Raw genomic sequence first — 24,882 nt, 5'->3', positions numbered from 1 at the left:
AAGGAAAATCACATGACCGCAACCGCACAAGCAGCACAGGCGTTTCAACTTCCGGAGATCGGCCAGCCTTTCGAGGGCGGCTTTCTTACCGGAATTTTGCTGCAAGATGGCAAGCGCTACGCAATCGTCACAGCACCGGCAAGCGCCGAGCTGGAAGGCAAGTGGGGCGAGTACGGCACGAAGATCGAAGGCGCCGACAGCTTCACAGACAGCCGTGCTAACACCGAGGCCATGGTCGCATCTGGTAGCGAACTGGCGATGAAGGTACTGTCTCTCAACATCGGCGGCTTTACCGACTGGGCGATCCCAGCACGCGACGCGCAGGAGCTGCAGTACCGGCACTTCAAGCCAACCACCCAGAGCAACTGGTGCTACGGGCGTGACGGTGACAACCCGAACAGCGTGCCAGTCGGCTTGCTGTACACCGATGAGTCGCCGGTTCAGACGGCTGTTGATCTGTTCCGCAAGGGCGGTGCCGAAGCCTTCCGTGACACCTGGTACTGGTCCTCAACGCAGCGCTCCGCCTACTACGCATTCTACATGTACTTCGCTGATGGCTTTCAGTACTACTTCGGCAAGGGCATCGAGCTTCGCGTTCGTCCCGTCCGCAGCGTGCTTATTGATTAATTCGCTCATTCAATCCGGCCGCTTGCGGCCGGTTGCTTTTCAGGGAGATTTGCCGGATGGCAATGCACACGGATTTGCAGATACACAAGGTTGCCTTTGACCTGCTCAGCCTTGCTACTGACCTGACTCGAAACATCCCCCGGGATTTCAAAGTCAGCCTTGGCGCCAAGGTCAGAGACGAATGCATCGAGATCATGGTGCTGATCGCTCGAGCCAACGCAGCAAGGGACAAGACACCGCATCTCGGATCGCTCGTCGAGCGAGTCCAGGTGATCGAGTTCCTGATGAGACTATTCAAGGAGAAGCGATTCATCAGCATCCCACAGCACGCCAAGGCCATTGAGCTGACAGCGTCAATCGGGAAGCAGGCCAACGCCTGGAAAAGACACTCCGCCGCGCCCGCTACCTGAGAGCCAAGGCTTTCAGGTCTGTGCGATTTGAATCTGGTCGTGCCGCTAACTCGATGAGTCACCGCCATGCGCATCAGAGATACCGCCGGTCTAAAGCGTCCGAGTAGGTCTCGCGCAGTTTCCCCGATGAGCAATCGCCGGGGCGACGTAGATAGCACGACAGGTCGCAGCGCTCCGCCAACAACGCATTCAACATGAACTTCGATGATGGCAATCAGAACAACAACGACAAGAACAACGAGCTTCGCGTTCGTCCCGTCCGCAGATTCAACCCCCTACCCGTTTCAGGATTTGGTTCAGGCCTACTACGATTGCCGACGCTCGAAGCGCAACAGCGCCAGTGCGCTGGCATTCGAGCAGGATCTAGAGGGAAACCTGATTCAACTGCACGACGACCTGGTCACCGGCAATTACCGGCCAGGCCGATCCATCTGTTTCGTGGTGACGCGGCCAAAGGCCCGCGAGGTGTGGGCCGCAGATTTCCGCGACCGCCTCGTTCACCACCTGCTCTACAACCATATAGGCCCAGGCATCGAGCGCACTTTCATTGCGGACAGCTGCGCTTGTATCCCAGGACGCGGCACGCTCTACGCCGGTAAGCGGCTTGAGGCGAAGATCCGCAGTGCAACGCAGAACTGGTCGAAGGCGGCATTTTATTTGAAGTGCGACTTGGCCAACTTCTTCGTCGCGATTGACAAAGGCGTGTTGGCGCGGCAGTTGGCTGAGCGGATCACGGAACCGTGGTGGTTGCAGCTCGCGCTTAAGGTGCTGGTGCACGACCCGCGCGAGAACTACTCGCTGCGCAGTCCCGCGCATCTGTTCAATCGCGTACCGCAGCACAAGCGGCTTGATGCTCAACCAGCGGATCGCGGCTTGCCCATCGGCAACCTGTCGTCGCAGTTCTTCGCGAACATCTATCTCGACGCGCTCGATAAGTTCGTGAAGCACAGGCTGCGCTGCAAGCACTACATCCGGTACGTCGATGACTTTGTTCTGCTGCATGAGTCGCCGCAGCAGTTGAACGAATGGTTGGCAGAAATCGAAGCATTTCTACCGAGTCTCGGTGCCAGGCTAAACCCGTCGAAAACCATCCTGCAGCCGGTTGATCGCGGCGTCGACTTCGTCGGGCATGTGATCAAGCCTTGGCGCCGCACCACGCGTAAGAAGACGGTAGCCGTTGCAATGAAACGAACTGCGGCCGTCGCGCCCGAAGACCTGCGAGAAACAGCCAACAGCTATTTCGGTCTTCTCACCCAAGCCAGCCATAGCCAGAGAGGACGGGCGAATCTGGCCAACCTACTGCTTAAGCGCGGTCAAGTCGTAAACGGCGACCTGACCAAGACCTATCGAAAGACCTGATCCATAAATTTAACCAACAACACAGGCGCCAATCGGCGCCTTATTTTCGTCTGGAGAAAACCCAATGTCCGATCTGATCCTCATCTACGACACCGAAACCACCGGCCTGCCTCTGTTCCGCGACCCAAGCGACGACCCGCGCCAGCCTCACCTTGTCGACATCTGCGGCCTGCTCTACACGCCCGCTGGCGAACTGGTCGATTCGTTTGAAGCCCTGGTCAAGCCTGACGGCTGGGTGATCCCCGACGACGTCGCAGCAATCCATGGCATCACCACCGAGATGGCCCTTGAACAAGGCATCCCGGAAGCGGACGCCCTGACAGGCTTCCTGTCGCTGTTCGAGCGCGCAGGACTGCGGGTTGCGCACAACGTCAGCTTTGACGACCGCATCGCACGCATCGCCATGATGCGCTTCATCGGTCAGGAGTACGCCGACAAGTTCCGGGCCGGGCCGAGCTACTGCACCTGCCTGAACTCCACGGCCATCGTGAAGTGCCCACCCACGCCGAAGATGATCGCCGCCGGGCGTGGCCGTCAGTTCAAGCAGCCGAGCGTGGCCGAGGCCCTGCTGCACTTCACTGGAGAAGAGCTGGTAGGTGGGCACCGCGCACGTCCGGACGCAGAAGCCTGCGCCCGGGTGTACTTCGCACTGAATCCGCCTGCTCAGGTGGCTTGAAATATCCCACGCGCCGGGTAGCCGGCGCTTTCAGGAGAACGCCATGGGCGCCCAAATTGATATTTTCGCCGCAGGCGCGCAGCGCTTGCAGATGACCGAGAGCATCGAGCTCACCATCCAAAGCCTGCAAGCCTATGGCGCCGACCATGAACACTGGGGAATTGCATGGTCCGGGGGGAAAGACAGTAGCGCCACCCTCACCCTGATCATCTGGCTGATAGAAACCGGACGTATTCCAAAGCCAAAGACACTGACTGTCTTCTACGCAGACACCCGACAGGAACTGCTGCCGCTGGCCAATGCTGCCCAGCAGATCATGGATGACCTGGAAGAGCGCGGGATTGCCGTCGAGGTTGTTACCGCGCCGCTCGACAAGCGCTTCATGGTCTACATCCTTGGGCGCGGGGTACCACCACCGAACAACAACACGCTGCGTTGGTGCACCCGACAGATCAAGATCGACCCTATGCAGCACGCCTTAGAGAAGCGCCTGGCCGAACTTGATGGCAACGTGCTGATGATCACCGGCGTTCGCCAGGGCGAGAGCGCGATCCGCGATAAGCGAATAGAGATGAGCTGCGGAAAGGACGGTGCTGAATGCGGCCAAGGCTGGTACCAGAAGGTTTTGCCCGAGGCCAAAGGCTTAAAGGGACGACTTGCCACTCTCGCCCCGTTGCTGCACTGGCGAGTATGTCATGTGTGGGAATGGCTCAAGCACTGGGCGCCCCAAGCCGAGTTTGGAGACTGGTCAACAGCCACCATTGCGGACGCCTACGGAGGCGATGAGGCAGAAGAAATCAACGCGCGCACCGGTTGTACCGCCTGCCCACTGGCAAGTGAGGACAAGGCGCTCGACACCATCCTGCTCAATCCGGATTGGACTTACCTCGCCCCGCTTAAGCGCATCAGGGCCGTCTGGCGAGAGCTGCGCGAACCTCAGCACCGCTTGCGCAAGGCCGGTATCGAGAGGCTGAAAGACGGCAGCATCGCTGCAAACCCACAACGGATGGGTCCGATTCTGCTCGAATCCCGCCTCATGGCCCTTGAGCGGCTACTCGATATCCAGCGTGAAATAAATGATGCGGCCCAGCAGCTTGGGCGACCCGTGGTAGACATGATCAATACAGAAGAAGAGACGCGTATCCGCGAACTCATTAGCGCTGAAACTTGGCCAGATGGCTGGGATGGCGACGAACCCATCGCCACAACCCCTCTCGACAAAGTATTCGCCGACGGCGCCGTGCAACCACTCCTGTTCCCGTAACCGAGGCAACCCCATGAACCCCATCGCAAACGCGGCCCTCGCAAAGGCCCGCTCTTCCGCTGTGCCCACGATTCCCACACCACCCAAACCGGCGCCGGTCGAGCCGAAGAAGATCGCGCTGCCCGGCAAGCCTGAGCGCCCCAAGAACTTCGATCAGTGGGGCTTTCGCGAAGGCCACAAGGACGCCACCGACATGGTCCTGTCGATGAAGGATGACCTTCAGCAGCCGCACGGCGTGCGCAAGGTTATCGATCGACTGAAGCAAGCGGCGAGTCAGCGGCCCGCGTCTCAGGCGCTGGGCTTTTGGCATGTGATTGAGTTGTTGGAGGGGCAGGTATGAGCCAGACCATTGCAGAACGCGCCGTTGCCGCAATCATCCGCTACGAGCGTGCTGCCGCCGATCTGGGCGCAATCAAGAAAGGGATCGTGGCTGAGTTGGAGAAGTGCCCGATCACCATCGAGGCCTACCACGGCAACGACATTCACAGAGGCATCTTCAGCAGCATCAGTGACGCCGACTACAAAAGACTGTGGGACGGCTCGCGGGTCAGACACCACCTGCATGAAGTGCTTCAACTGACATCCCACGACGGTGGCGAATACGACCGTGAGCGCAAGCTGCGCGATGACGAAATACGTGCAGAGCTTGAAGGCTACAGCGAAGACGAGTCGCAGCCTTACCAGTGCGAACACTGTCTCTCCGCCTGGCTGTTGATCGAGCGCCGTAAGATCGCCCGTCAGGAGTTCGGCCAAGCCAAGCGCACGGTTCGCGCCTTGGGCAAGCTGGCCATCAAGGCGGCTTCGCCATGAACACCTACTCCACCTTCCACGTCCGGCCCCTATACGCCGAAACCATCTGCGACGTCTGCAAGAAGTCGCGCACCCACGGAAACCACGACAAGTGCAGCCGCCAGCGTCAGCTTGACTACGCCCTGCAGCGTGCACGGGAGATGCAGAAATGAGCCGTCAATACGATTCCCGCACAGCCGAGAAATTTGTAATGCGCTTGCCGCCTGGCCTGCGGTCTGAGGTCGAAGAGGCCGCAAACGCTGCTGACACCAGCATGAACACCGTGTTCATTCAGGCTGTGCGCCAGCATCTTGATGGGCAACGGCGCCAGACCATGCTGCTGAATGCGCTTGACGAGGCCGTTGGCACGAAGACCCGCCTGCTGCTAGAGCGCCTGGATAAGGCAGACCAGCGGGTCGACGATCTGGAGAGCCTTCTTTCTCGATGGGCTGACTTGATGGGGGTGGGCGCCCCACACCTGCGCGATGAAACGCTAGCCTTCATCAAGCCAGCCGCGAAAGATGGTGCCCTCACTGGTGAGGGTACCAAACCTGACGACATCCCCGACTTCAGTCCGGGCAACGGCAACAAGGCGCGGCGCCGAGCCGAAGCGCTCGGCTTAAAGATCACTGAAGATCCATCGCTTGCGCCGGATGAAATTAAGTTCGTTCAACCGATTGATCATTGGCAAGAGCGTGTTTGCCCTGGCTGCGGCAGTAAGGGATGGCCTGCCAATTGCGATCAGTGCATCCCATTCTGAGGTGATGCCATGACCTTCCTCGCCTGCTGGGCCATCCTCTCGATCATCACCGCCGTGGTGGTCTGCCGCTTCATTCACATATCGAAAATCAAACAAGGTGAGTAACCATGACCAATCCACCACCAGGCCGCGTGCTGCTGTCCATCAAAGACGTGATGCTCAAAATGAGCATCAGCCGTACCACGCTTCACCGGCTGCGCGAAAACGACAAGACCTTTCCAAAACCGATCAAAGACGGCAAGCACCGGTCGGCAATGACACACTTCGTGCTCGATGAGATCGAGGCGTACATTCAACGCCGGATGGACAGCCGCGACGTCGCGTGACCACAATACCCCTCTCGCCCCGCCATCAGCGCGGGGCAATATCCCCGTAAATTCGCTTCAGCCAAAACTTTCCTGTATGGCCAGATGTATGGCCACCCACGCACCGCCTTATAAACCCCGGCTTTGTTGAAATATTCAATGCCCCCTCGGGGCACCAAACAGCAGTACCTTCAAGGGGTTACGCGACTTGAAGATGAAAGGAACCGGCCAGGATTGAGCCGGTTTTTTTGTGCCTGGGATTCAAGCCGCGCTCAGCGAGCCCATCAGCTTCTGCCACCACAGCCCGGCTTTTTTCCACGGTGGTCGCCGACTGCTTGCCTCCTGCAAATACGACCCCGTCCCCTCTCTCAACACTGGCAGCACTTCGTGTGTCAGCCAATGCCTCAACGCACGATTTTCCGGAACGTAGTGGTGCACGAGCATCGCGAACAATGCTGACTCGCTGATGAGGGTTTGCTTGCTCCATTGACCATCATTGTTAAGCCAGGCGGTTCTGTGCTGATCGGGGTCGAGCTTTCGCAGGGAGCGTTCGTCGAGGGATTTGCCCATGAGGCGCGCGGTGTCCTGGAGGCAGAACCAGGCCTGGTGATCGAGTTGCAGGGCGCGGAGTTGGCGGTGGTGGCGGATGAAGACTTGGGGTTCGGAGCAGTCGGTCATTGCCTTGGTCCTCTTGGAGAGGATGGCGCTGGACGGGGCGATCGTTGAGTGTGCAGTGCCTGCATGGGTGAAGCTCCTTTAGCTAGAGCGACCACCTGATGTCGTCAAACATTAAGGGTGGCAGCTGTGCGAAGGTTGACGAACCGGCCCCAAAGACACCGGCAGACCCGAAGGCCTCCGACGCACAGCCGCCATGACGCAGGCCTCAAGCAGTGAGCTTAATGCACGGCATGAACGCTGATGCGCTTCGGGAAGATCGGATCGTCAAATCCGGTCACTGATTTCAGCGACGGCGGGGAGACTAGCGCTGGGCTTTTTGCTGAACAAGGCACCAGGAGAAATTCAGAAACGTCCTACACGTCGTAAGCCTCTGATAAGGTCATCCAGCAGCGATCTACGCTGCTCAATCACCTTAACATCGAGCATGCGAAAGACTTCGCTGAGTAGTTCCCCCTCCTCACATCCAAACCGCTCAGGTACGAACAAAAGGTCATACCACGCGAAAATCTCGTCAATTTCGTAGTCGCCCGCGGTGTGTTTGCTCACGTATCGCTGGATGTCTCTACGCAGTGATCGGATGGCCCAGTACGACTTGGCAGCCATCCATTGATCGACTACTTCATTCAGGGACATGACCTGCGTGCGCTGCCCTGCTGGCAAATGTTCCTGTATGCCATCCGCCAACTCACGCATGAAATCCAGAAGCTGCATGTATCCGCGCATAGATGCCTCACAGGGTTGGATAGGCCGTTACTATAAACGCAGGCATGTGATTGTATTGGGTGAACTCCACAACCACGACGATGTTTTTCATACCGACAGGAGTATTCGGAGCGGCTCGGGTTACACCCCAGCCGATATCCTCAACAAATTTCATCTTCAACGTAACGCGATTGCTTGAGCGTATGAACGATGCTTTGGAATACGCCAGAATCTTGTATCGGTTCATGGCAAGCGTATGACTTACCGCCCATTCAGCTTTCTCCAGACTGCTGAACGTCGACATCGTGTCAGAGGTTCTGTTTCGCTTGAACCTTTTCTGCAATGCGGCCAGATCTTGATCGATATGCAACTTTTGTGTGTGGCCGCCCGGACCTTTATTTGGGGCATGGGGAAATTTTTCGCTGACCACAATGGTCATCTTGCCCGCCTGAACGGAAGACGCCCTAAGCGCTCCGTATATGGAAGCGGTAGAAAAAGGGACGGCAAACTCCGTCGCGAGCCCGACCACACGGCCGGTGGCTTTCGAAGCCCCAACGACCTCGGCAGCGGACGCGCCTATTTTGAAAGCAAAGGAATCCGTGGCTCTGCCGGTGACGAACTGGTGAGCGCCTGCTGCCAGTTGATCAGAGCCATGGACACCCATTGCAATACAACCGGCTTTGGTTATCAGGGTGGGCTCAGGCGCCGCACAAAGCACACCAGCACCAGCGAGTTCTACAATCCCGCCCAACAAACGCAGACTGCCGAATATTCGATTTACGCTGATTTCATGCTCAGAAAGTGTTTCATGCTCAAGAATGGCTGCCATTTGAGCAAAACTCAAAACTACCCGAAAATCGTCCTGATCTGACATCCATTTCCTATCGTTTTTCAGCAGCGGGAGAATTGATTTTAGAAGATAGAGCTTCGTGACATCAATAAAATATGTCGCTTCTCAAACTAACCAAATGGTCGCGTCATCCGACGGCTGGATCGAATGCGTGGTGAAAACTAGCGAGAGAAAATTGCGTATACAAGCAGACTGTGTGAGAAATAGCGTTTTCCATCCGATTCTTACTTCACTCTCGGAATAGTCCTACAACAGCTTCATACAACCCAATATCTATAAAGCTTTTCAAATACACGGCTGAATCGTCCGGAACCCAATTCCCGTAGCAGTCCGGCGTTAGCCGCTCGCTTTTGATCTTGATCTTCATGCGCAATAGCCCAGACAACGCAAAACGCGACTTGGGTGCAGGCTGAGCGGAGGTCTCGCGGAGTGGGTCGAGCGGCATGGATGCCGCGAGAGGCGTGTGGGCCATGGATGGCCCTTTCACGCCGGGCCCACGGAGCGAGACCTTCGTTCAGGAACCCGACGCAGGAGGGCCCAACCAGGAGCAGGACACCTTAGTTACTTGGGTGTGGTGCGGCATCCCGACTTTTCCAAGTAACTCGGCGAAGCCGAAACAGGTCTGGCGTTAGCCAGAACAAGACGGCAGGTCAGCCACCTCAAGGTTGATGACCCACCGCAATCGCGGGCAAGCGCGCTCCTACGGTCTGTCGACCGCACCACCGCCGCCATCACCCAAACGATCTACCACATCACCCGAACCCCGACCCTGGCCCCCACCGAATGGCTGTCGCCAAAGTCCTGCAGGCTGGTGCGGCCCAGCAGTTCGCCGAACAAGGTGGATTGGCGGTTGTCCCAGTTCAGCGCGCCGCCCACGCCCAGGCCTGCCCACAACGCCTGTTCTTTGCTGCGCACGTGCAGGTCGGAGATGTCGGCAGAGGTGCCGTCGTCGAAGTCGTAGTAGAGGTTGCTGATGCCGTACAGCCGTGAGCCGCTGAAGGTGCCGTCACTCGCTTTCCAGCGGGTTTCGCGGTCGAGCATCACGCCCAGGCGGGTGACCAGGCTGTTGCCGTCATCCTGGGAAACATCGGCACCGTATTGATCGGTGAAACCGTCGAAGCGTACCCGCGACCAGGAAAGCTGGGCTTGCGGTGTGACCGACCAGGTGTCATCCAGGGCCAGTCGATGGCCGACCTCGATGCTCGCCGCCACCCCGTGGCCGCGGTTGCCTTCCACCAGTTTGCGGCCCAGTTGCGACGAACGCAGATCGCTGTCATAGCGCGTCACGGTCGTCTGGCCATCGACGTAGGTGCCGTCGTTGCCGTACCAGGTGGCGGTGAGGCCTACCCCGTAACCGGTGACGTCGACCGAGCCGTCGCCGTACAGCGACGAAACGCTGGAATCGGCCTTGCCGTAATGCGCAGTCGGGCCCACCACCAACGTGCCGGCCGGGCTCTCGTAGACCGGTACATCAAAGCCAGTTTCGAAGGTGCGGCTGTGAACGTTGAAGTCGGCGCCGGTGGTGCTGGTCGCCGGGTTGATATCGGCCTCAGAACCTTCGACGCGCACCCAGGCACCGCGTCCGATGGCAGGCATGCCAGCACTGGACTGAGCCTGAACTTCGGCATCGGGCTGCCAGTAACGGTTGCCGATGCGGTCATGCAGGGTGCCGAGTTGGTTGAAGCGTTGCAGCACGCTGGCGTAGCTCTCATACAGGCCCACGGTCGGTGCCAGCAGCGGGGCCGACGGCGTCGTGGGCGACACAGTATCGGTGCTGTCCAGCGTCGAGCGCAGGTACCAGTCACCATCACTGCTGTCGGTGACGCCGTTCTTGTAGAGCCGGTAGGCATAGGCGCCGGAGACAATGGCTGCCTGCCCTTGGTAACGGTAGTCGCCCGCGAGGCTGAATACGCCATTGGACAGGCCCTGCACATCGATCAGCTTGATGCCTTCGACTGTCTGCGCGCCAAGGCCTGCAAGGTTGGTGACCGCGATGGTGCTGGTACCGGAGGTATCGCCGGTGACGACGAGGCGACCGGTGCTGGAGCTGTCATCGCCCAGCACGCTGTTCAGCCGGATCACACCGCCGTTGCCGATGTAGTTGCCGTCAATGGTCAAGGTGCCCGAGCCACCGCCCGGGGTGATGGCGCCGCTGTTGGTCACGTCGCCAAAGACGGTGCCGCTGCCCGACAGCGTGCCGCTTGCCATCACGCTCACCGGGCTGTTGATCGAGCCGTCGACTGCCAGGGTGCCGAAGTTGATGGTGGTGGGGCCGGTGTAGGTGTTCACGCCGGTCAGTGTGGTGGTGCCGCTGCCGTTGTGCACCAAGGCCCCATCGCCGGAAATGACACCCGCATAAGTGGAGGCATCGCTACGGTTGAAGGCCAGGGTCGCGCCGCTTTGCACTTCGACGTCGCCGGCCAGCGAACCGCTGGTGCCACCGTTGCCGACCTGCAGCGTGCCTTGTTTGACGGTCCATGGCGCGGTAGAGGTACCTTCGCCGATCAAGGCCCAGGTGCTCGCGCCGGTCTTCTCGAGGAGGTCGAAGTTGCGATACTGGGCGGCATTGCCGATGCTCGAAACGTCGAACACGCTGTCCGTGTCGCCACCCAGACGCAGGACATCAGTGGTGCTGACAGCGCTGGCAATGACATTGCCGACAATGGTGGAGCCTGCCTGCAGCTCCAGGGTTGCAACGCCGGTGCCGGTGGCGAATTCAATGGCGTTGGCACCGCTGCCGCCACGGATGGTGCCTGAGTTGACGATGGAAATGCTGGAAGAGGCATTGGACATGAAAATGGCTGGCGCACCCGCCCCGGCCTCGATCAACCCGGAGTTATTGAGGGTTGTTCCGAAGGCAGTGGCAAACCTGATACCTATGCCACCGGCCGAACCACCGCTCAGGTCGGTGCCGCCACGAATGATCCCCTGATTGTCCAGCGTGGAATTTACGGTGTTGGCGACGTAGACGCCGGTACCGCCGGTACCGAATCCGCTACCACCCGCTATTACGCCAGAGGCAGCGTTGAGCAGCACATCTCCGTTCTGCAACGAAACGCCAGCGCTGAGGGAACTGTTGGCCGTGCTGAAGCCCGATGCCGCTCGGCCACCGGTGATCGTTCCATTGTTGGTAATGGTCTCGCGTTGACCGAACGAAACACCCACCCCGCCCCCACCTGTGGCGCCCGTCTGATCACCACCTGTCACAGTACCGTTAATGGTGACCTGCCCGCCGCTGCCGCTCACAATCGCGATGCCATTTCCCGCCGTAGTGGCCGACTCTCCATTGAAGGTGCCGTTGAAAACCAACGATGCTGCAGGGGAAGTGACAAACGGAATGACCGAACCGCCCGGGTTCTTGGTCGAGGTCAGAACGAAGCCATTGGAGTCCACGACAATCGGCTTGCCCGGCTGGGCAAGACTGACCCCAAGATCCAGGGTGAAACTGGAAGTCAGGCGGATCGTCGCGCTGGGATCACCGTCCGTGCGTGCAGCCAGCATGGCTGCACGAAACTCGGCATCGTTCGAAACCAGGTATTCGGCGGCATGCGCGTGCTGGGGCAGCAGCCAAGCCGACGCCAGCGCCAGGCTGAGCAGGGAAAGTTGCGGGGCGCGCACGCAAGTACGCCGTGTTCCATTTTTGCGGGATGGTTGCTTCATGCATTAAGGCTCGTCGTTATTAGTTATGCTGCAAGTCCAATACTGCCGAGCCTGTATCCGCCACCAACTCCAATACTTTAGTTAACACATGAATCAATGCTTATTGAACACACTCAAACAGATTAAATACTGGCTTTTGGATATCAAACAAAATTGTTAGTGGAACTGGCGTACCAATTAGTTGAAAAAAAGCGCTTTGTGATGGCACAGAAATTCGCTTTCAGCGAGACGACCAAAGCATGAGAGAGGGAGAGACGAACCGCTCGGAATAGAGGGGTTATGGCAGCAAATAGCCATAACTTAGTTCAATTTTGTACAACTGCGTGTAAATGCGATCGACAACTAATAGCGCGACACGCAACTGTGGATTCGAGCCAATAACTGTAGGAGCGAATTCATTCGCGAAAGAGGCATCAGGCGACAGAGATGTATCGCCTGACCCGCCTTCGCGAATGAATTCGCTCCTACAGGGCTACTACACAGCTATGGGGTCGATATCTCGATCAGAAATCCTGCGAAGTTGGGCGCAACACGATTTCGTTGATATCGACATCACTCGGCTGTTCGATCGCGTAGGCAATCGCGCGGGCCACGGATTCGGCCGGGATGGCCTGTTTGTAGAACTCTTTCACCACATCGGCGCTAGGCTGGTGGCCGCTGCCGAATTTGAGTTCCGAATCCACCGCACCCGGTTCGATGGTGGTGGTGCGGATCTTGCCGCCGACTTCGTGGCGCAGGCCGTCGGAGATGGCGCGCACAGCGTATTTGGTGCCGCTGTAGACCGAGCCGCCCGGGCTGAAGACCTTGATGCCGGCCACCGACGAGATGTTGATGAAGTGGCCGAAGCCCTGGGCTTCGAACTTGGGCAATGCGGCGGCGACGCCGTAGAGCACGCCTTTGATGTTGATGTCGATCATGCGGTCCCATTCGTCGACCCGCAGTTCGGAGATCGGGGCGATGGCCATGAGGCCTGCGTTGTTGATCATGACGTCGACTTTGCCGAAGTCGCGTACGGCGTTTTCGATCAGTGCATTGAGGTCTTCGCGGCGGGTGACGTCGACGGTGTAGGCCGAGGCCTGGCCGCCTGCTGCCTTGATTTGCTCAACGATCACGTCCATGCGCTCTTGACGGCGGGCGGCGAGCACGACTTTGGCGCCGAGCTTGGCCAGATGGCGGGCGGTGGATTCGCCCAGGCCGCTGCTTGCGCCGGTGATGACGACAACCTTGTTTTGAATGCCATTGCTCATTTTGGATCTCCTCAAGCGAGTGGTAACTGGTTGAGGCAGATATTGAAGTGGATATACGCTCCAGAAAATGGAAGAGTTCGGATTTTAGAATTCCACTTTTTGGAATCATCTTTTCGAAACGTGAGGCACGTGATGCTCAACCGGATGGAAATGCTGCGGGTGTTTCTGGTGGCCGTGGAGGCGCCAAGTTTTCGTGAAGCAGCGCACCGGCTAGGCACTTCGCCGCAAAAGGTGACGCGGGCGATCAAGGAGCTGGAGCGTACCTTCGCCGAGCCGCTGTTTCACCGCAGCACGCGGCAGGCCCATGTCACGGCGTTCGGGCGGCAGATTGCCGAACAGGCGCGGCAGACGCTGAATCAGTTCGATCAGCTGTTCGTCGCCCACAGCAAGTCCGGCAGCAGCGAGATCTCCGGACGAGTGGGGATTACCGCGCCCCATGCGATCGGCAAGCTGTATTTGCCGGGGTTTCTGAAACCGCTGATGGAGCAGCACCCGGGATTGCGGATCGAGCTGAGCCTGGATGACCAGTTGACCGATGCGGTGGCCTCGCGCATCGATATCGGCATACGCGTCGGTGCGGTGCGCGACCGGCGTTATATCGCGCGGGCCGTGGCGCAGGTGCCGTTGAAGGTCGTCGCCGCACCATCGCTCATTGCCAAAACAGGAACGCCTGTGAGCCTCGAAGATTTAAAGGCGCTGCCCATGTCGCTGTTGATCGACCGCAATCATGGCCGACCCTGGCCGTGGTTTTTCGTCCAGGGCCAGGGCCATCTGCCGCCCTCCCCGGCGTTCAGTTGCGACGATCCGGAAACCGAACTGGAGTTCGTGCTCGGCGGACTGGCCTTTGCGCAGATGCCGCACTACCTGGCCGAGCCGCATTTGAGCGAGGGGCGGCTGGTCGAAGTGCTGGCCGAATTCGCGCCGCCTTCGACGGATCTGATTATTTACCGCACGCAGTCGGGGCCGGTACCGCCGCGTGTAAGGTTGGTTTACGACCACCTGATGAAGTGCCTTTCGGATTCTCAGTTGTTCCCGCACCGCCACTGACAGCCAACACCCCCGCGCATCATCGCCCCCCCCGTAGCAGCACGGCTTGCCGGCGGGTGGCCCTTGAGAGCAATGGAGATCTCAAGGGCCACCCGCCGGCAAGCCGTGCTGCTACGGGGGCCTGCGGTACTTGTAAGCAATCATTTCGTCACCCTGCCTGCAAATCCCCAGTTCTCAACTAGCCTGAAAATTGACTGATCCAGAGCGAATGGACCGAATGTTTAACCTCGCTGATCGGATAAAAACAACAATGAAAGATCCCTATGCGTTTGGTTTCTACTGTGCCCTTTTTGCCCTTGCGGCAATGACCGGGGCTGTCTTCTACGAGTCTTACACCGGCGCCGGTGTTTCCGGTTCGGCCCGGGCGTACGACGTCATCAACTCCTGTTCGGCCCTGGTGCAGGCGCTGGCAGCCATCGGTCTGGTGGGCCTGGCGTTCAAGGCGTACCGGGCCTGGAAAAACGAGATCATTCACAACAAGGCGCTGGGCATCATCTGGGATGCCAATGTGGCCTTTCGTGAGATCGAGCTCAGTTTCAATGAGTGGTTCTTCGGCCCCAATGCGGTGGACAAGGCCAACAGCGACGGCTCGCGCATCACCTCGCAACTGGCCGCCAGCCCGTTCGGTGCGAGCCTGCGCAGCTTCAAGAAGCAGTGCATTCTCATCGACAAGCTGGTGATCAAGGACAATTGGCAGTGGGTCAACCACGCCACCGAGCTGGACATGCTGGCGCGGGTGTTGAGCATGGACGCCTTTCGTCCCACCACCAAGGCCAAGGAAACCGCCAACGTCATCGACTTCCTCTACTCGCGCGAAGGCGAGGCGATGAAACGTACCCAGGGCGAGTGGGAAATGTTGATGAAGGTGATCGAGAAAGATCTCGCCGCGCTGGAAGCCGAGTACAGCGAGTGAGCATCTGAATGCGATAGAACTGTTGGCGAAGCGCTCAGGTCGAACGGCAAACCGTCCGCCCCATGCGGCGGGTCCTGCCAGAGGCCGCTTTCGCCCATGTTCGAACACCTCGACATCAACGCACTGCTCGTCAATTACGGCTACTGGGCCGTGTTCATCGGTTGCCTGCTGGAAGGCGAGACCATTTTGATTCTCGGCGGGCTGGCCGCACACCAGACTTCACTGCGGCTGGTGGACGTCATCCTCATCGCCACCCTGGGCGGCATGCTCGGCGATCAGATCCTGTTCTGGACCGGGCGCTATTTCGGCCCAAGGATTTTGCCGCGCCTGCATCGTCAGCAGGCAACGATCGACCGGGTTTCCGGGCTCATTGAACGCTATCCCATGGCATCCGTGTTCTCGGTCCGGTTTCTCTACGGCATGCGCCTGATCGGGCCGCTGGTGATCGGCGCCAGTCGCCTGTCGCCGCTACGTTTTTCCGCCATCAACCTGCTCGGTGCCGCCGCGTGGGCCACGCTGTTCGTCATGGCCGGCTACTGGGCCGGCGAAGCGCTGCAGAACCTGCTGGGTAATCTGAAACCCTATCGCCTGCCGATCTTCATCGGCGTGGTGGTGATTGCTGCGGCGGTGGCGTTGTTTCGGCATCCTCGGGCGAAGGTTCGGGCGGGTCGGTCAGCGGGAGAGTGATGGGAACCGGCAGGTAGCCCTGACTGCGTAGTACATCTGACACGCCTGAGGTGTCTGGTTTTACTGCTGCTGCGCAGCAGATCGCGAGCAAGCTTGCTCCCACGGCCTTCGGCCAGAATCAAAAGCCGATCGGATTCGCAGGCTGATCATGCAAACCGCCCCCTTCCCATCCCTCTCCCCCACCTCTATAACAACACCTCGGACTTCTTCTTACAGGGATCGACCACATGAACAAGAACATCACTGCCACCCTGCTGCTGAGCCTGCTCGGCGTGGCTCAGGCGCAGGCGGGCGAGGCGGTTTCGCGGCTGGATGGGGTACAGCAGAGCGGCACGCTGTCGGTGTGCACCACGGGGGATTACAAGCCGTACACCTTCCACCGCGCGGACGGCGAGTACGAGGGCATCGATATCGAGTTGGCGCAGTCGCTGGCGCAGAGTCTGGGGGCGAAAGTTGCCTGGGTGCCGACCAGCTGGAAAACCCTGATGACCGACTTCACGGCGGGCAAGTGCGACATCGCAGTGGGCGGGATTTCGGTGACCCTGGAGCGGCAGAAGAAGGCGTTTTTCAGCGACACGCTGGACGTCGACGGCAAGGTGCCACTTGTACGCTGCGAGGATGAAGCCAAATACCAGACCATCGCCCAGATCAACCAGCCAGGCGTGCGCCTGATCGAGCCCCAGGGTGGCACCAACGAAGCATTTGCCCGGGCGTTTTTACCCAATGCGAAGCTGGCCTTTCACGACAACAAGACCATCTTCCAGCAACTGCTGGACAAGAACGCCGATGTGATGATCACCGACGCCTCCGAGGCCCTGTATCAGCAGAAGCGCATGCCGGGCCTGTGCACCGTGAACCCGCAGCGCTACATGCAGTACGGCGAGAAGGCGTACCTGCTGCCCCGCGACGATCTGAGCTGGAAGGCCTACGTCGATCAGTGGCTGCATCTGGCCAAGGCTACCGGGGCTTACCAGAAAGTGGTCGGCGAGTGGTTGGCGGTGCCGGGCCAGTAATGCGTGTGCCGGGGGTTGTGCCGGGCACTGGCTATTACGCATCATGCCCCCATGACCTCTCGGCACAGGATTCGCCCGCGTTCATGAAGACCAGCAAGAGCATCACCCGCGCGTTTTGCGTCGAGCTGCAGCAGGAGCTGTCGATCGTCGCGGCGCGGCGTGAGTATTTTTCCCAGGAGCCGCCGCGCGCGCGCTTCAGCTTTCTGTGTTCGAGCGAGGCCTGCCGCGCCCTGGGCGTAAAGGTCACTGGCGTACGCTATGACGTCAAACCCCAGGAAAATCCCGCGTTCGTCGCCGCGCACTTTCGCGCCAATCCCAACTACGAACACCACGCCGATTGCGAGTGGGTCGACGATACCGCCGAGGATAAACCGGCACCCGAAGAAACCGAGGCTGAGAGTGCGTTGCGCAAGGCCAGGCGCAAGCTGGATGACTACATCGATGTGTTCGATCCCTCACTCAAAGAGAGGGTGAAGCCGACAGGCTCTACCGAAAAGCCTGACAAGCCACAGGAAGAAACACCTGCACAGCCAGCGTCCGAATCCGACACATCGAAAGGCACTCAAGCCAAGGAAACCCGCACCAGCAACCTGGAACGGCTGGTCGACAGTTTCCGCCAGGCCCAGGCCGAACTGACCAAAGAAGAATTCGCCCTGCTGACGTTGCGCATCCCCGGCCAGGGCGAGGTGACGCTGCGCTCCTACTTTCGCCACATCAAGTACGCGCAGGTCGGGGACGAGCAGCGGGTGCTGTATGGCGGCGGGTTGGTGGAGCGTTACGGCACCGGCTTCAAATTCAAGTTCTTCGACCGTTTGCAGGGCAAGCTGGCGACGCTGTATGTATCGCCCGCGCAGATGCAGGCCTACCGTTCCAGCCGTTACATCAGCGAGTTGCTCAGCCATGCCGACGAGGTGAAGTTCTTCACAGTGTTCGCGCTGGGGACGCTCAAGGCGAGCCCCTCAGGCAAGAGCCTGAGCGTGGAGATCGAGGATTTGCGCCATCTGGCGATTGTGCTGGGGCCGCAGAAGGACGCCCCGGCTACGTAGCAGCATGGCTTGCCAGCGGGAACGATCTTGAGGGCGCGCCCGCCGGCAAGCCGTGCCGCTACGGGGTGAGGCGCGTCACGCCGCTTTGCGCGACTTCGCGTAGTCGAGAAACGCATCCAGGTCGGAACCCGACAGCATGCGGGCCACGGATTTGACCTCGTCCATTGGCCAGTCCCACCAGGCGGTCGCCAGCAATTGCTCACGAACCGCTTCTTCAAAACGCCAGCGAATGAATTTGCACGGGTTGCCGCCGACCACGGCAAACGGCGGTACGTCGCGGGTCACCACTGCACCCGCAGCGACGATGGCGCCATGCCCCACGGTCACGCCGGAAAGGATCGTGGCGCCGGCGCAGATCCAGCAGTCGCTGCCGATCACCACGTCGCCTTTGCTCGGCGCGTAGTCCTTGATGTCTTCAAGTCCCTTCATCATGGCCGGGAATGGGTAGGTGGTCAGCCAGTCGGTGCGGTGCTCGCCGCCCAGCAGGATTTTCACGCCCGCCGCGATGGAGCTGTAGGAGCCGATGCGCAGGATGGTATCGTCGCCGAACTCGAAAACCTCGGGAATACCATAGGTACCGGTGCCCACTTCATAACGGGGATAGCGCAGGCGAATCTTCTCCGGGGCACGTTCGAGTTTGTCCAGGCTGCGCAGGTGCTTTCTGGTTTTGCGGGTTTTCAGCAGTTCGAGGAATTTCATGCAAGGGTCCGTGAACGAAAGCAGACGCGGCAGAGGCTGATCAACTGCTCTGACGGTGTAGCAGAAGGCGCTTGAAGCGACGGAACGTCGTCCTGTTGAACTGACGCAGCGGAATGGACCGCAGCAAGGTCCAGGCGTACTTCTTGTCGTTGACCACTGCGTACTTCAACGCTTTGTTGATGATGGCAGTCAGCCCGCGATTGTAGGCCGGATGCGCGCGGTAAGGCGCAATGGTGCGCATGTCGGCTTCAAGCAGCACCTTGTAGCGACGCGACAGGTTATTGGGGTGGCGCCGATAGCGGGTCACGCTGACCGGCAGGACGTGAACCTCGTAGCCTTTGCTGGCGATCTTGAGGGTCATCTGAAAATCCTGGACCTTGATGTCCGGATCGTAGAAACCCACGGTGCGCAGGGCATCCATCCGGTACAGCGACACCGGCGCGCCCACCACAATTGCGTCACCCAGAATCTCGTCGAAGCTGAGTTTTTGAATACTGGACAGTTTCTGCGACTTGGTGTCGTTGCCGTCCGAGTCCATGTAGATGATCAGTGCGCCAACACAGCCCACTTCCGGGTGCTGATCAAGGTACTCGGCCCGCAGGCGCACCGAAGCTGGCAACATGATGTCGTCCAGGTCCGGGGTGCAAACATACTCGCCACGGGCATGGCGCAGACCATGATTGAGGGCAGCGCTGACGCCCTGGTTGGCCTGGGAGTAGAGCTGGAAATCGTACCGGGCCTGCAGCGCCTGGAGCATTGCCATGCTGTTATCGGTCGACCCGTCATCGACGATGATGACCTCGAAGTTCGGGTAGTCCTGGGCGAAGATGCTGGCCATCGCAACGTCCAGATATTTCTCTGCGTTGTAGCAGGGCGCGATGATCGACACGAGCGGAATCGAGTCGTTTTTCGGCCGGATTTCTGGAGTGAGGTTGTCAGTCATAATTCTGTTTATTTGTATCACTACGACTGGATCAGTGCGGTTTTTTTGCCACGATCCTTGTACAAAACAGGTACATGATGCGGTAAGTCGATGGCCTTTGTCATGGCCTGATTAGAGCCTGAGCCTGTCAGACTCCGGACTTTCCCTACAGAGAACTACCCTCATTCGAGGTGGGACATAAACCTTTGATCAATAAAAAACCCCGTAGCTCTCGCGAACTACGGGGTTTTGAGTGTTTCAGTTCAGGCAATCAAGGCGCTGCGTAAGTGACCAGCAGCTCCTTGGTGACCTGAAAGTCCAGCGACATCGCCACGCTCAACGCCGTGATGGTGAAGATGGAGAACACGAACAGCTTGCGTGCCCAAACGGTATCATCCTTGGCCTTGTAGCCCGTCCACGCCATGTACAGCCAGTACATGCCCATGGCAGCCGCGACGGCCAGATAGTTCATTCCTGCGGCACCGCAGAAGGTCAGCATCAGGGTCGCGACCAGGAAGGCCAGGATGTAGATCAGGATATGACGCTTGGCGACCCGGATACCGCGCTTGACCGGCAGAACCGGAATCGAGGCAGCCAGGTAGTCGTTGAAACGGAAGATCGCAATGGCGTACGAGTGAGGCATCTGCCAGAGGCTGAACATCACCAGCAAGGTCAGCGCCGCGAGGTCGAAGGTGTTGCTGACCGCGACGTAACCGATCACCGGTGGCATCGCGCCCGACAGGCTGCCGACCAGCGTGCCATGAACGGATTTGCGTTTGAGGTACAGGCTGTAGAAGCCGACGTAAATCACGAATCCGATCACCGCGCACAGCGCCGCCAGCGGGTTGGCCTTGTAGTACAGGAGGCCAACACCGGCAACGCCGAGCACCGTGGCGTAGACCAGAGCCAGTTTCAGAGAAACCAGCCCTTGAACCAGCACACGATTCTTGGTGCGTTCCATCTTCAGGTCGATGTCACGGTCGATGCAGTTGTTGAATACACAACCGGACGCAACCACCAACGAAGTACCGATCATCGCTACAAGGAACAGGGCGAAATCGACATGCCCCTTGGACGCCAGGAAAAAGCCACCTGCCACCGAAAGCACGTTACCGAAAATGATCCCCGGTTTGGTGATTTGGATAAAGTGCTTCAGTGACATCAGTGTTTCCTCACTTCGCCATCATGACGGTGTGAATGCTGAACATGATCCAGACGGACAGGCCGACCAGCAGCAGGATGACCAGCGACGCGAACGCAAATGTGATCACGTTGTTGCGCTGCGCGGCCGAGCGGTCCAGGTGCAGGAAGTACACCAGGTGAACCAGAACCTGCACGACTGCGAAGATCAGCACGACCCACAGGGTGGCGACTTTCGAGATGGTCGGGAACATCACCAGACCGAAAGGAATCGCGGTCAGGATGATCGACAGGACGAAACCGACCATGTACGACTTGAAGCTGCCGTGGCTGGAGTCGTCGTGGTTGTGATGCGAATTAGCCATTTAAATGGTCCCCATCAGGTAGACAACGGTGAACACGCAGATCCAGACCACGTCCAGGAAGTGCCAGAACAGGCTGAGCATGCTCAGGCGAGTCTGGTTGGTCGAAGTCAGGCCGTTTTTCGACACCTGATACATCAGGATCGCCATCCAGATCAGACCGCTGGTCACGTGCAGACCGTGGGTACCGACCAGCGTGAAGAACGCCGACAGGAAGCCGCTGCGGTTAGGACCATAGCCTTCGGAGATCAGCAGGTGGAATTCGTTGATTTCCATGCCGATGAAGCCCAGGCCGAACAGGAAGGTCACGAACAGCCAACCCAGTACGCCGCCTTTGTTGCCTTTGTGCATCGCCAGCATGGCGAAGCCGTAGGTGATCGAGCTGAGCAACAGGCAGGCGGTTTCGCCCAGCACGTATGGCAGCTCGAAGATGTCGTGGCCCGAAGGACCACCGGCGACGTTGTTAACCAGTACTGCATAGATTGCGAAGATCGACGCAAACAGGATGCAGTCGGTCATCAGGTAGATCCAGAAGCCGTAGATCTTCATCTCGCCGGCATCGTGGTGATCATGGGCGTGGTCATGATCGTGATCGTGACCTTTCGCCCCATCAAATACTAAGTTGGACATTGTTTATGCCTGCTCCAGCTTGTTGACAGGAGAGTTTGCCTGGGCGCGAACCGAGGCCAGGATCTTGTGTTGCTCGCCTTCGATGCGGGCCACTTCAGCAGCAGGAACCATGTAGCCCTGATCGTCACGTGCAGCATGGATGACGAAGTAGACGACAGTACCTACCAGGCTCGCAGCGGCCAGCCAGAAGATGTGCCAGATCATTGCGAAACCGAAGACGGTCAGCAGGGCACCCATCACCAGACCGGTCGCGGTGTTGTTCGGCATGTGGATGTCGGAGTACTTGGCCGGAACCTTGTACGCCTCGCCATCACGCTTGGCTGCATAGAACGCGTCGATCTCGTTGGCCTTCGGCAGCTCAGCGAAGTTGTAGAACGGCGGTGGCGAAGAAGTGGACCACTCCAGGGTGTGGCCATTCCATGGGTCGCCGGTGACGTCCAGGTTCTGCTTGCGATCACGGATACTCACGTAGATCTGGATCAGCTGGCAGGCGATACCGATCATGATCAGTGCCGCGCCCCAGAAGGCTACGTGCAGGTACGGCGTCCAGTCAGGGTTGTCAGTGGTGTTCAGACGACGGGTCATGCCCATGAAGCCCAGCGCGTACAGCGGCATGAATGCCACGTAGAAGCCCGAGATCCAGAACCAGAACGCTGCCTTGCCCCACTTCTCGTTCAGCTTGAAGCCGAACGCTTTCGGGAACCAGAACGCGAAGCCAGCGATGTAACCGAATACCGCACCACCGATGATCACGTTATGGAAGTGCGCGATCACGAACAGGCTGTTGTGCAGAACGAAGTCGGCACCCGGGATAGCCAGCAGAACGCCGGTCATACCACCGATGGAGAAGGTGATCATGAAGCCCAGGGTCCACATGACTGGCGCGGTGAAGCGCAGACGGCCCTGGTAGATGGTGAACAGCCAGTTGAACAGCTTCACACCGGTCGGGATGGAGATCAGCATGGTCGCCAGGCCGAAGAAGGCGTTGACGCTTGCGCCCGACCCCATGGTGAAGAAGTGGTGCAGCCAGACCATGAAGCCCAGTACGGAAATCGCGCCCGATGCGTAGATCATCGAGTGATGGCCGAACAGACGCTTGCCGGTGAAGGTCGAGATGACTTCGGAGAAGACACCGAAGGCCGGCAGAATCAGGATGTAAACCTCAGGGTGACCCCATGCCCAGAACAGGTTCACGTACATCATCGGGTTACCACCCAACTCGTTCGTGAAGATGTGGAAGTCCAGGTAACGGTCAAGAGTCAGGAACGCCAGGGTGCCGGTCAGGATCGGGAACGAAGCCACGATCAGAACGTTGGCCCAGGTGCAGGTCCAGGTGAAGATCGGCATGTCCATCAGCTTCATGCCAGGAGTACGCATCTTCAGAACGGTAACCAGGAAGTTCACGCCCGTCAGTGTCGTACCCAGACCCGATAGCTGCAGGGCCCAGATGTAGTAGTCAACACCCACGCCCGGGCTATAGCCCAGTTCGGACAGCGGCGGATAGGCAACCCAACCGGTACGTGCGAATTCGCCGACGCCCAGGGACACGTTGACCAGCACCACGCCGGAGATCAGCAGGTACAGGGACAGCGAGTTCAGGAACGGGAAGGCAACGTCGCGAGCGCCGATCTGCAGAGGCAGAACGATGTTCATCAGGCCGGTGAAGAACGGCATCGCCATGAAGATGATCATGATCACACCGTGAGCGGTGAAGATCTGGTCATAGTGTTCAGGCGGCAGGTAGCCGGGCGAACCCTCAGTGGCCAGGGCCAGCTGGGAACGCATCATGATGGCGTCGGCAAAGCCGCGCAGCAGCATGACCATGGCGATGATGATGTACATCACACCGATTTTCTTGTGGTCGACCGACGTCAGCCACTCGGTCCACAGGTAGGTCCACTTCTTGAAATAGGTGATCAGACCCAGAACCACTGCACCGCCGATCGCGATCATGGCGATCGTGATCATGACTATCGGTTCGTGGAACGGGATCGCGTCCAGACTTAATTTACCAAACATCGTTTACTCCTCTGCCTGCGCAGCTGAATTCTTACCCATGTCCATCCCTTCCATACCGGCCACTTCTTTCTTCTCGTGGACAATCTTGCCCGGCTTCATACCTTCATACTTGTCGATGATGATCTGGAACAGGTTCGGAGTGACCGTGGAGTAGAGTTCAACGGGGTTACGTTCGCTAGGCTTGGCCAGAGCTTCGTACTCAGCTGATGCCAGCTGTTTTGGGGAATTCTTGACTTCGGCAACCCAGGCGTCGAAACCAGCCTGATCGGTTGCAGTCGCCTTGAATTTCATGCCGGTGAAACCTGCGCCGCTGTAGTTGGCGGAGATACCATCGAACTCGCCGTTTTCGTTGGCGATCAAGTGCAGCTTGGTCTGCATGCCGGCCATCGCGTAGATCTGGCCACCCAGTGCAGGGATGAAGAACGAGTTCATGACCGAATCAGAAGTGATGCGGAAATTGATCGGCGTGTGGGCCGGGAAAACGATCTTGTTGACGGTGGCGATACCCTGTTCCGGGTAGATGAACAGCCACTTCCAGTCCAGCGCGACCACTTCGATGGTCACAGGCTTGACGTCGGATTCAAGCGGACGGTAGGGGTCCAGCGCGTGGGTGGACTTGTAGGTGATGTAGCCCAGCACGATGATGATGGCCAGGGGCACCAGCCAGACGACCAGTTCGATCTTGGTCGAGTGAGCCCAGTCAGGGGTGTAGGTAGCGCTCTTGTTCGAGGCGCGGTATTTCCAGGCGAAGATGATGGTCATGAAGATGACCGGCACCACCACCAGCAGCATGAGCAGAGTTGCGGTGATGATCAGATCACGCTCTTGCATGCCAATGTGGCCCTTGGGATCCAGCAAGGTGTAATCGCACCCGCTGAGCAGGAGCATGCTGAAAAGGGCCAAGAAGCCAAACAATCTGGGGTACCTTTTTTTACTCATCTCACGACCTCTAAAAGCAGCTTTCGCATCGCAGTTGGGTTTCGACCGCCAACACTTCACCCTGCCAGGTGCTGGCAAATTCTTGGATTGAACAGGGGCCTGTCAGGAAGCTTGTGGCCTCGTAACAATTCCGGTTTT

Annotated in this window: 27 protein-coding genes; 15 read left to right on the top strand and 12 right to left on the bottom strand. The window is 58.8% G+C overall.

Annotated elements, in window-relative coordinates; all coding sequences use genetic code 11:
• Positions 1 to 12: 12 nt before the first annotated feature.
• The 10 genes from AC1MEK_RS06285 to AC1MEK_RS06240 all read left to right on the top strand — a co-directional run bounded on the left by AC1MEK_RS06285 (position 13) and on the right by AC1MEK_RS06240 (position 6,211).
• Positions 13 to 627, top strand: a complete 615-nt coding sequence (locus tag AC1MEK_RS06285; protein ID WP_480395406.1) for an Lcl C-terminal domain-containing protein — start codon at positions 13 to 15, stop codon at positions 625 to 627.
• A 56-nt stretch (positions 628 to 683) separates the two neighbouring features.
• A complete protein-coding gene (locus AC1MEK_RS06280) occupies positions 684 to 1,037 on the top strand; it encodes a four helix bundle protein (protein WP_480395405.1) in 354 nt (117 codons plus the stop codon).
• A 204-nt stretch (positions 1,038 to 1,241) separates the two neighbouring features.
• The gene (locus AC1MEK_RS06275) at positions 1,242 to 2,396 is read left to right on the top strand and encodes an RNA-directed DNA polymerase (RefSeq protein ID WP_480395404.1); all 1,155 of its coding nucleotides are present in this window, start codon (positions 1,242 to 1,244) and stop codon (positions 2,394 to 2,396) included.
• Positions 2,397 to 2,460: 64 nt separating this feature from the next.
• Positions 2,461 to 3,072 carry a 3'-5' exonuclease gene (locus tag AC1MEK_RS06270; RefSeq protein ID WP_480395403.1) on the top strand — a complete coding sequence of 204 codons (612 nt, stop codon included), beginning with the start codon at positions 2,461 to 2,463 and terminating at the stop codon, positions 3,070 to 3,072.
• Positions 3,073 to 3,115: 43 nt separating this feature from the next.
• Positions 3,116 to 4,336: a phosphoadenosine phosphosulfate reductase domain-containing protein gene (locus AC1MEK_RS06265; protein ID WP_480395402.1), complete on the top strand. Its 1,221-nt coding sequence runs from the start codon at positions 3,116 to 3,118 to the stop codon at positions 4,334 to 4,336.
• Positions 4,337 to 4,349: 13 nt separating this feature from the next.
• Positions 4,350 to 4,676: a hypothetical protein gene (locus AC1MEK_RS06260; protein WP_480395401.1), complete on the top strand. Its 327-nt coding sequence runs from the start codon at positions 4,350 to 4,352 to the stop codon at positions 4,674 to 4,676.
• Positions 4,673 to 5,146: a hypothetical protein gene (locus AC1MEK_RS06255; protein WP_480395400.1), complete on the top strand. Its 474-nt coding sequence runs from the start codon at positions 4,673 to 4,675 to the stop codon at positions 5,144 to 5,146. Before AC1MEK_RS06260 ends, AC1MEK_RS06255 begins: the two co-directional genes overlap by 4 nt.
• The gene (locus tag AC1MEK_RS06250; protein WP_480395399.1) at positions 5,143 to 5,298 is read left to right on the top strand and encodes a hypothetical protein; all 156 of its coding nucleotides are present in this window, start codon (positions 5,143 to 5,145) and stop codon (positions 5,296 to 5,298) included. Before AC1MEK_RS06255 ends, AC1MEK_RS06250 begins: the two co-directional genes overlap by 4 nt.
• Positions 5,295 to 5,885: an Arc family DNA-binding protein gene (locus AC1MEK_RS06245; RefSeq protein WP_480395398.1), complete on the top strand. Its 591-nt coding sequence runs from the start codon at positions 5,295 to 5,297 to the stop codon at positions 5,883 to 5,885. Before AC1MEK_RS06250 ends, AC1MEK_RS06245 begins: the two co-directional genes overlap by 4 nt.
• A 107-nt stretch (positions 5,886 to 5,992) precedes the next feature.
• Positions 5,993 to 6,211, top strand: a complete 219-nt coding sequence (locus tag AC1MEK_RS06240) for a helix-turn-helix transcriptional regulator (protein WP_480395397.1) — start codon at positions 5,993 to 5,995, stop codon at positions 6,209 to 6,211.
• A 240-nt stretch (positions 6,212 to 6,451) separates the two neighbouring features.
• Here AC1MEK_RS06240 and AC1MEK_RS06235 read toward each other — a convergent pair whose 3' ends face one another.
• The 5 genes from AC1MEK_RS06235 to AC1MEK_RS06215 form a co-directional block, all read right to left on the bottom strand.
• A complete protein-coding gene (locus AC1MEK_RS06235; protein ID WP_480395396.1) occupies positions 6,452 to 6,868 on the bottom strand; it encodes a BRO-N domain-containing protein in 417 nt (138 codons plus the stop codon).
• A 342-nt stretch (positions 6,869 to 7,210) separates the two neighbouring features.
• Positions 7,211 to 7,579 (bottom strand): hypothetical protein, encoded by a 369-nt coding sequence (locus AC1MEK_RS06230; protein WP_480395395.1) that lies wholly within the window; start codon positions 7,577 to 7,579, stop codon positions 7,211 to 7,213.
• 19 nt (positions 7,580 to 7,598) lie between these two features.
• Entirely contained in the window at positions 7,599 to 8,444 is an 846-nt protein-coding gene (locus AC1MEK_RS06225; protein ID WP_480395394.1) for an RNase A-like domain-containing protein, read from the bottom strand.
• A gap of 720 nt (positions 8,445 to 9,164) precedes the next feature.
• A complete protein-coding gene (locus AC1MEK_RS06220; RefSeq protein ID WP_480395393.1) occupies positions 9,165 to 12,038 on the bottom strand; it encodes an autotransporter family protein in 2,874 nt (957 codons plus the stop codon).
• 545 nt (positions 12,039 to 12,583) lie between these two features.
• Positions 12,584 to 13,327, bottom strand: a complete 744-nt coding sequence (locus tag AC1MEK_RS06215; protein ID WP_480395392.1) for an SDR family oxidoreductase — start codon at positions 13,325 to 13,327, stop codon at positions 12,584 to 12,586.
• A gap of 132 nt (positions 13,328 to 13,459) precedes the next feature.
• On the opposite strand from AC1MEK_RS06215, the gene AC1MEK_RS06210 reads away from it, so the two are divergent.
• From AC1MEK_RS06210 to AC1MEK_RS06190, 5 genes are all read left to right on the top strand, one after another.
• Positions 13,460 to 14,374: a LysR family transcriptional regulator gene (locus tag AC1MEK_RS06210; RefSeq protein WP_480395663.1), complete on the top strand. Its 915-nt coding sequence runs from the start codon at positions 13,460 to 13,462 to the stop codon at positions 14,372 to 14,374.
• 250 nt (positions 14,375 to 14,624) lie between these two features.
• On the top strand, positions 14,625 to 15,287 hold the full coding sequence (locus tag AC1MEK_RS06205) for a hypothetical protein (protein WP_480395391.1): 663 nt from the start codon (positions 14,625 to 14,627) through the stop codon (positions 15,285 to 15,287).
• Between the two features lie 96 nt (positions 15,288 to 15,383).
• Positions 15,384 to 15,974 carry a DedA family protein gene (locus AC1MEK_RS06200; protein WP_480395390.1) on the top strand — a complete coding sequence of 197 codons (591 nt, stop codon included), beginning with the start codon at positions 15,384 to 15,386 and terminating at the stop codon, positions 15,972 to 15,974.
• A 227-nt stretch (positions 15,975 to 16,201) separates the two neighbouring features.
• Complete coding sequence (locus tag AC1MEK_RS06195) at positions 16,202 to 16,987, top strand: transporter substrate-binding domain-containing protein (RefSeq protein WP_480395389.1); 786 nt, start codon at positions 16,202 to 16,204, stop codon at positions 16,985 to 16,987.
• A gap of 83 nt (positions 16,988 to 17,070) precedes the next feature.
• Entirely contained in the window at positions 17,071 to 18,033 is a 963-nt protein-coding gene (locus AC1MEK_RS06190) for an ATPase (protein WP_480395388.1), read from the top strand.
• Between the two features lie 75 nt (positions 18,034 to 18,108).
• Here AC1MEK_RS06190 and AC1MEK_RS06185 read toward each other — a convergent pair whose 3' ends face one another.
• From AC1MEK_RS06185 to cyoA, 7 genes are all read right to left on the bottom strand, one after another.
• The gene (locus tag AC1MEK_RS06185; protein WP_480395387.1) at positions 18,109 to 18,732 is read right to left on the bottom strand and encodes a CatB-related O-acetyltransferase; all 624 of its coding nucleotides are present in this window, start codon (positions 18,730 to 18,732) and stop codon (positions 18,109 to 18,111) included.
• Between the two features lie 40 nt (positions 18,733 to 18,772).
• Positions 18,773 to 19,675 (bottom strand): glycosyltransferase family 2 protein, encoded by a 903-nt coding sequence (locus tag AC1MEK_RS06180; RefSeq protein ID WP_480395386.1) that lies wholly within the window; start codon positions 19,673 to 19,675, stop codon positions 18,773 to 18,775.
• Between the two features lie 250 nt (positions 19,676 to 19,925).
• Positions 19,926 to 20,816: a heme o synthase gene (gene cyoE / locus AC1MEK_RS06175; RefSeq protein WP_480395385.1), complete on the bottom strand. Its 891-nt coding sequence runs from the start codon at positions 20,814 to 20,816 to the stop codon at positions 19,926 to 19,928.
• A gap of 10 nt (positions 20,817 to 20,826) precedes the next feature.
• Positions 20,827 to 21,159, bottom strand: a complete 333-nt coding sequence (cyoD, locus tag AC1MEK_RS06170) for a cytochrome o ubiquinol oxidase subunit IV (protein ID WP_480395384.1) — start codon at positions 21,157 to 21,159, stop codon at positions 20,827 to 20,829.
• A complete protein-coding gene (locus AC1MEK_RS06165; protein WP_274134024.1) occupies positions 21,160 to 21,786 on the bottom strand; it encodes a cytochrome o ubiquinol oxidase subunit III in 627 nt (208 codons plus the stop codon). It abuts the gene before it with no gap.
• Between the two features lie 3 nt (positions 21,787 to 21,789).
• Positions 21,790 to 23,805: a cytochrome o ubiquinol oxidase subunit I gene (cyoB, locus tag AC1MEK_RS06160; protein ID WP_480395383.1), complete on the bottom strand. Its 2,016-nt coding sequence runs from the start codon at positions 23,803 to 23,805 to the stop codon at positions 21,790 to 21,792.
• Positions 23,806 to 23,808: 3 nt separating this feature from the next.
• Entirely contained in the window at positions 23,809 to 24,744 is a 936-nt protein-coding gene (gene cyoA, locus AC1MEK_RS06155) for a ubiquinol oxidase subunit II (RefSeq protein WP_480395382.1), read from the bottom strand.
• Between the last annotated feature and the right edge of the window lie 138 nt (positions 24,745 to 24,882).

The organism is Pseudomonas sp. 2 (assembly GCF_056627435.1).
Note: the sequence above shows the minus strand (reverse complement) of the source record. Positions and strands in the feature narration are given on the sequence as shown.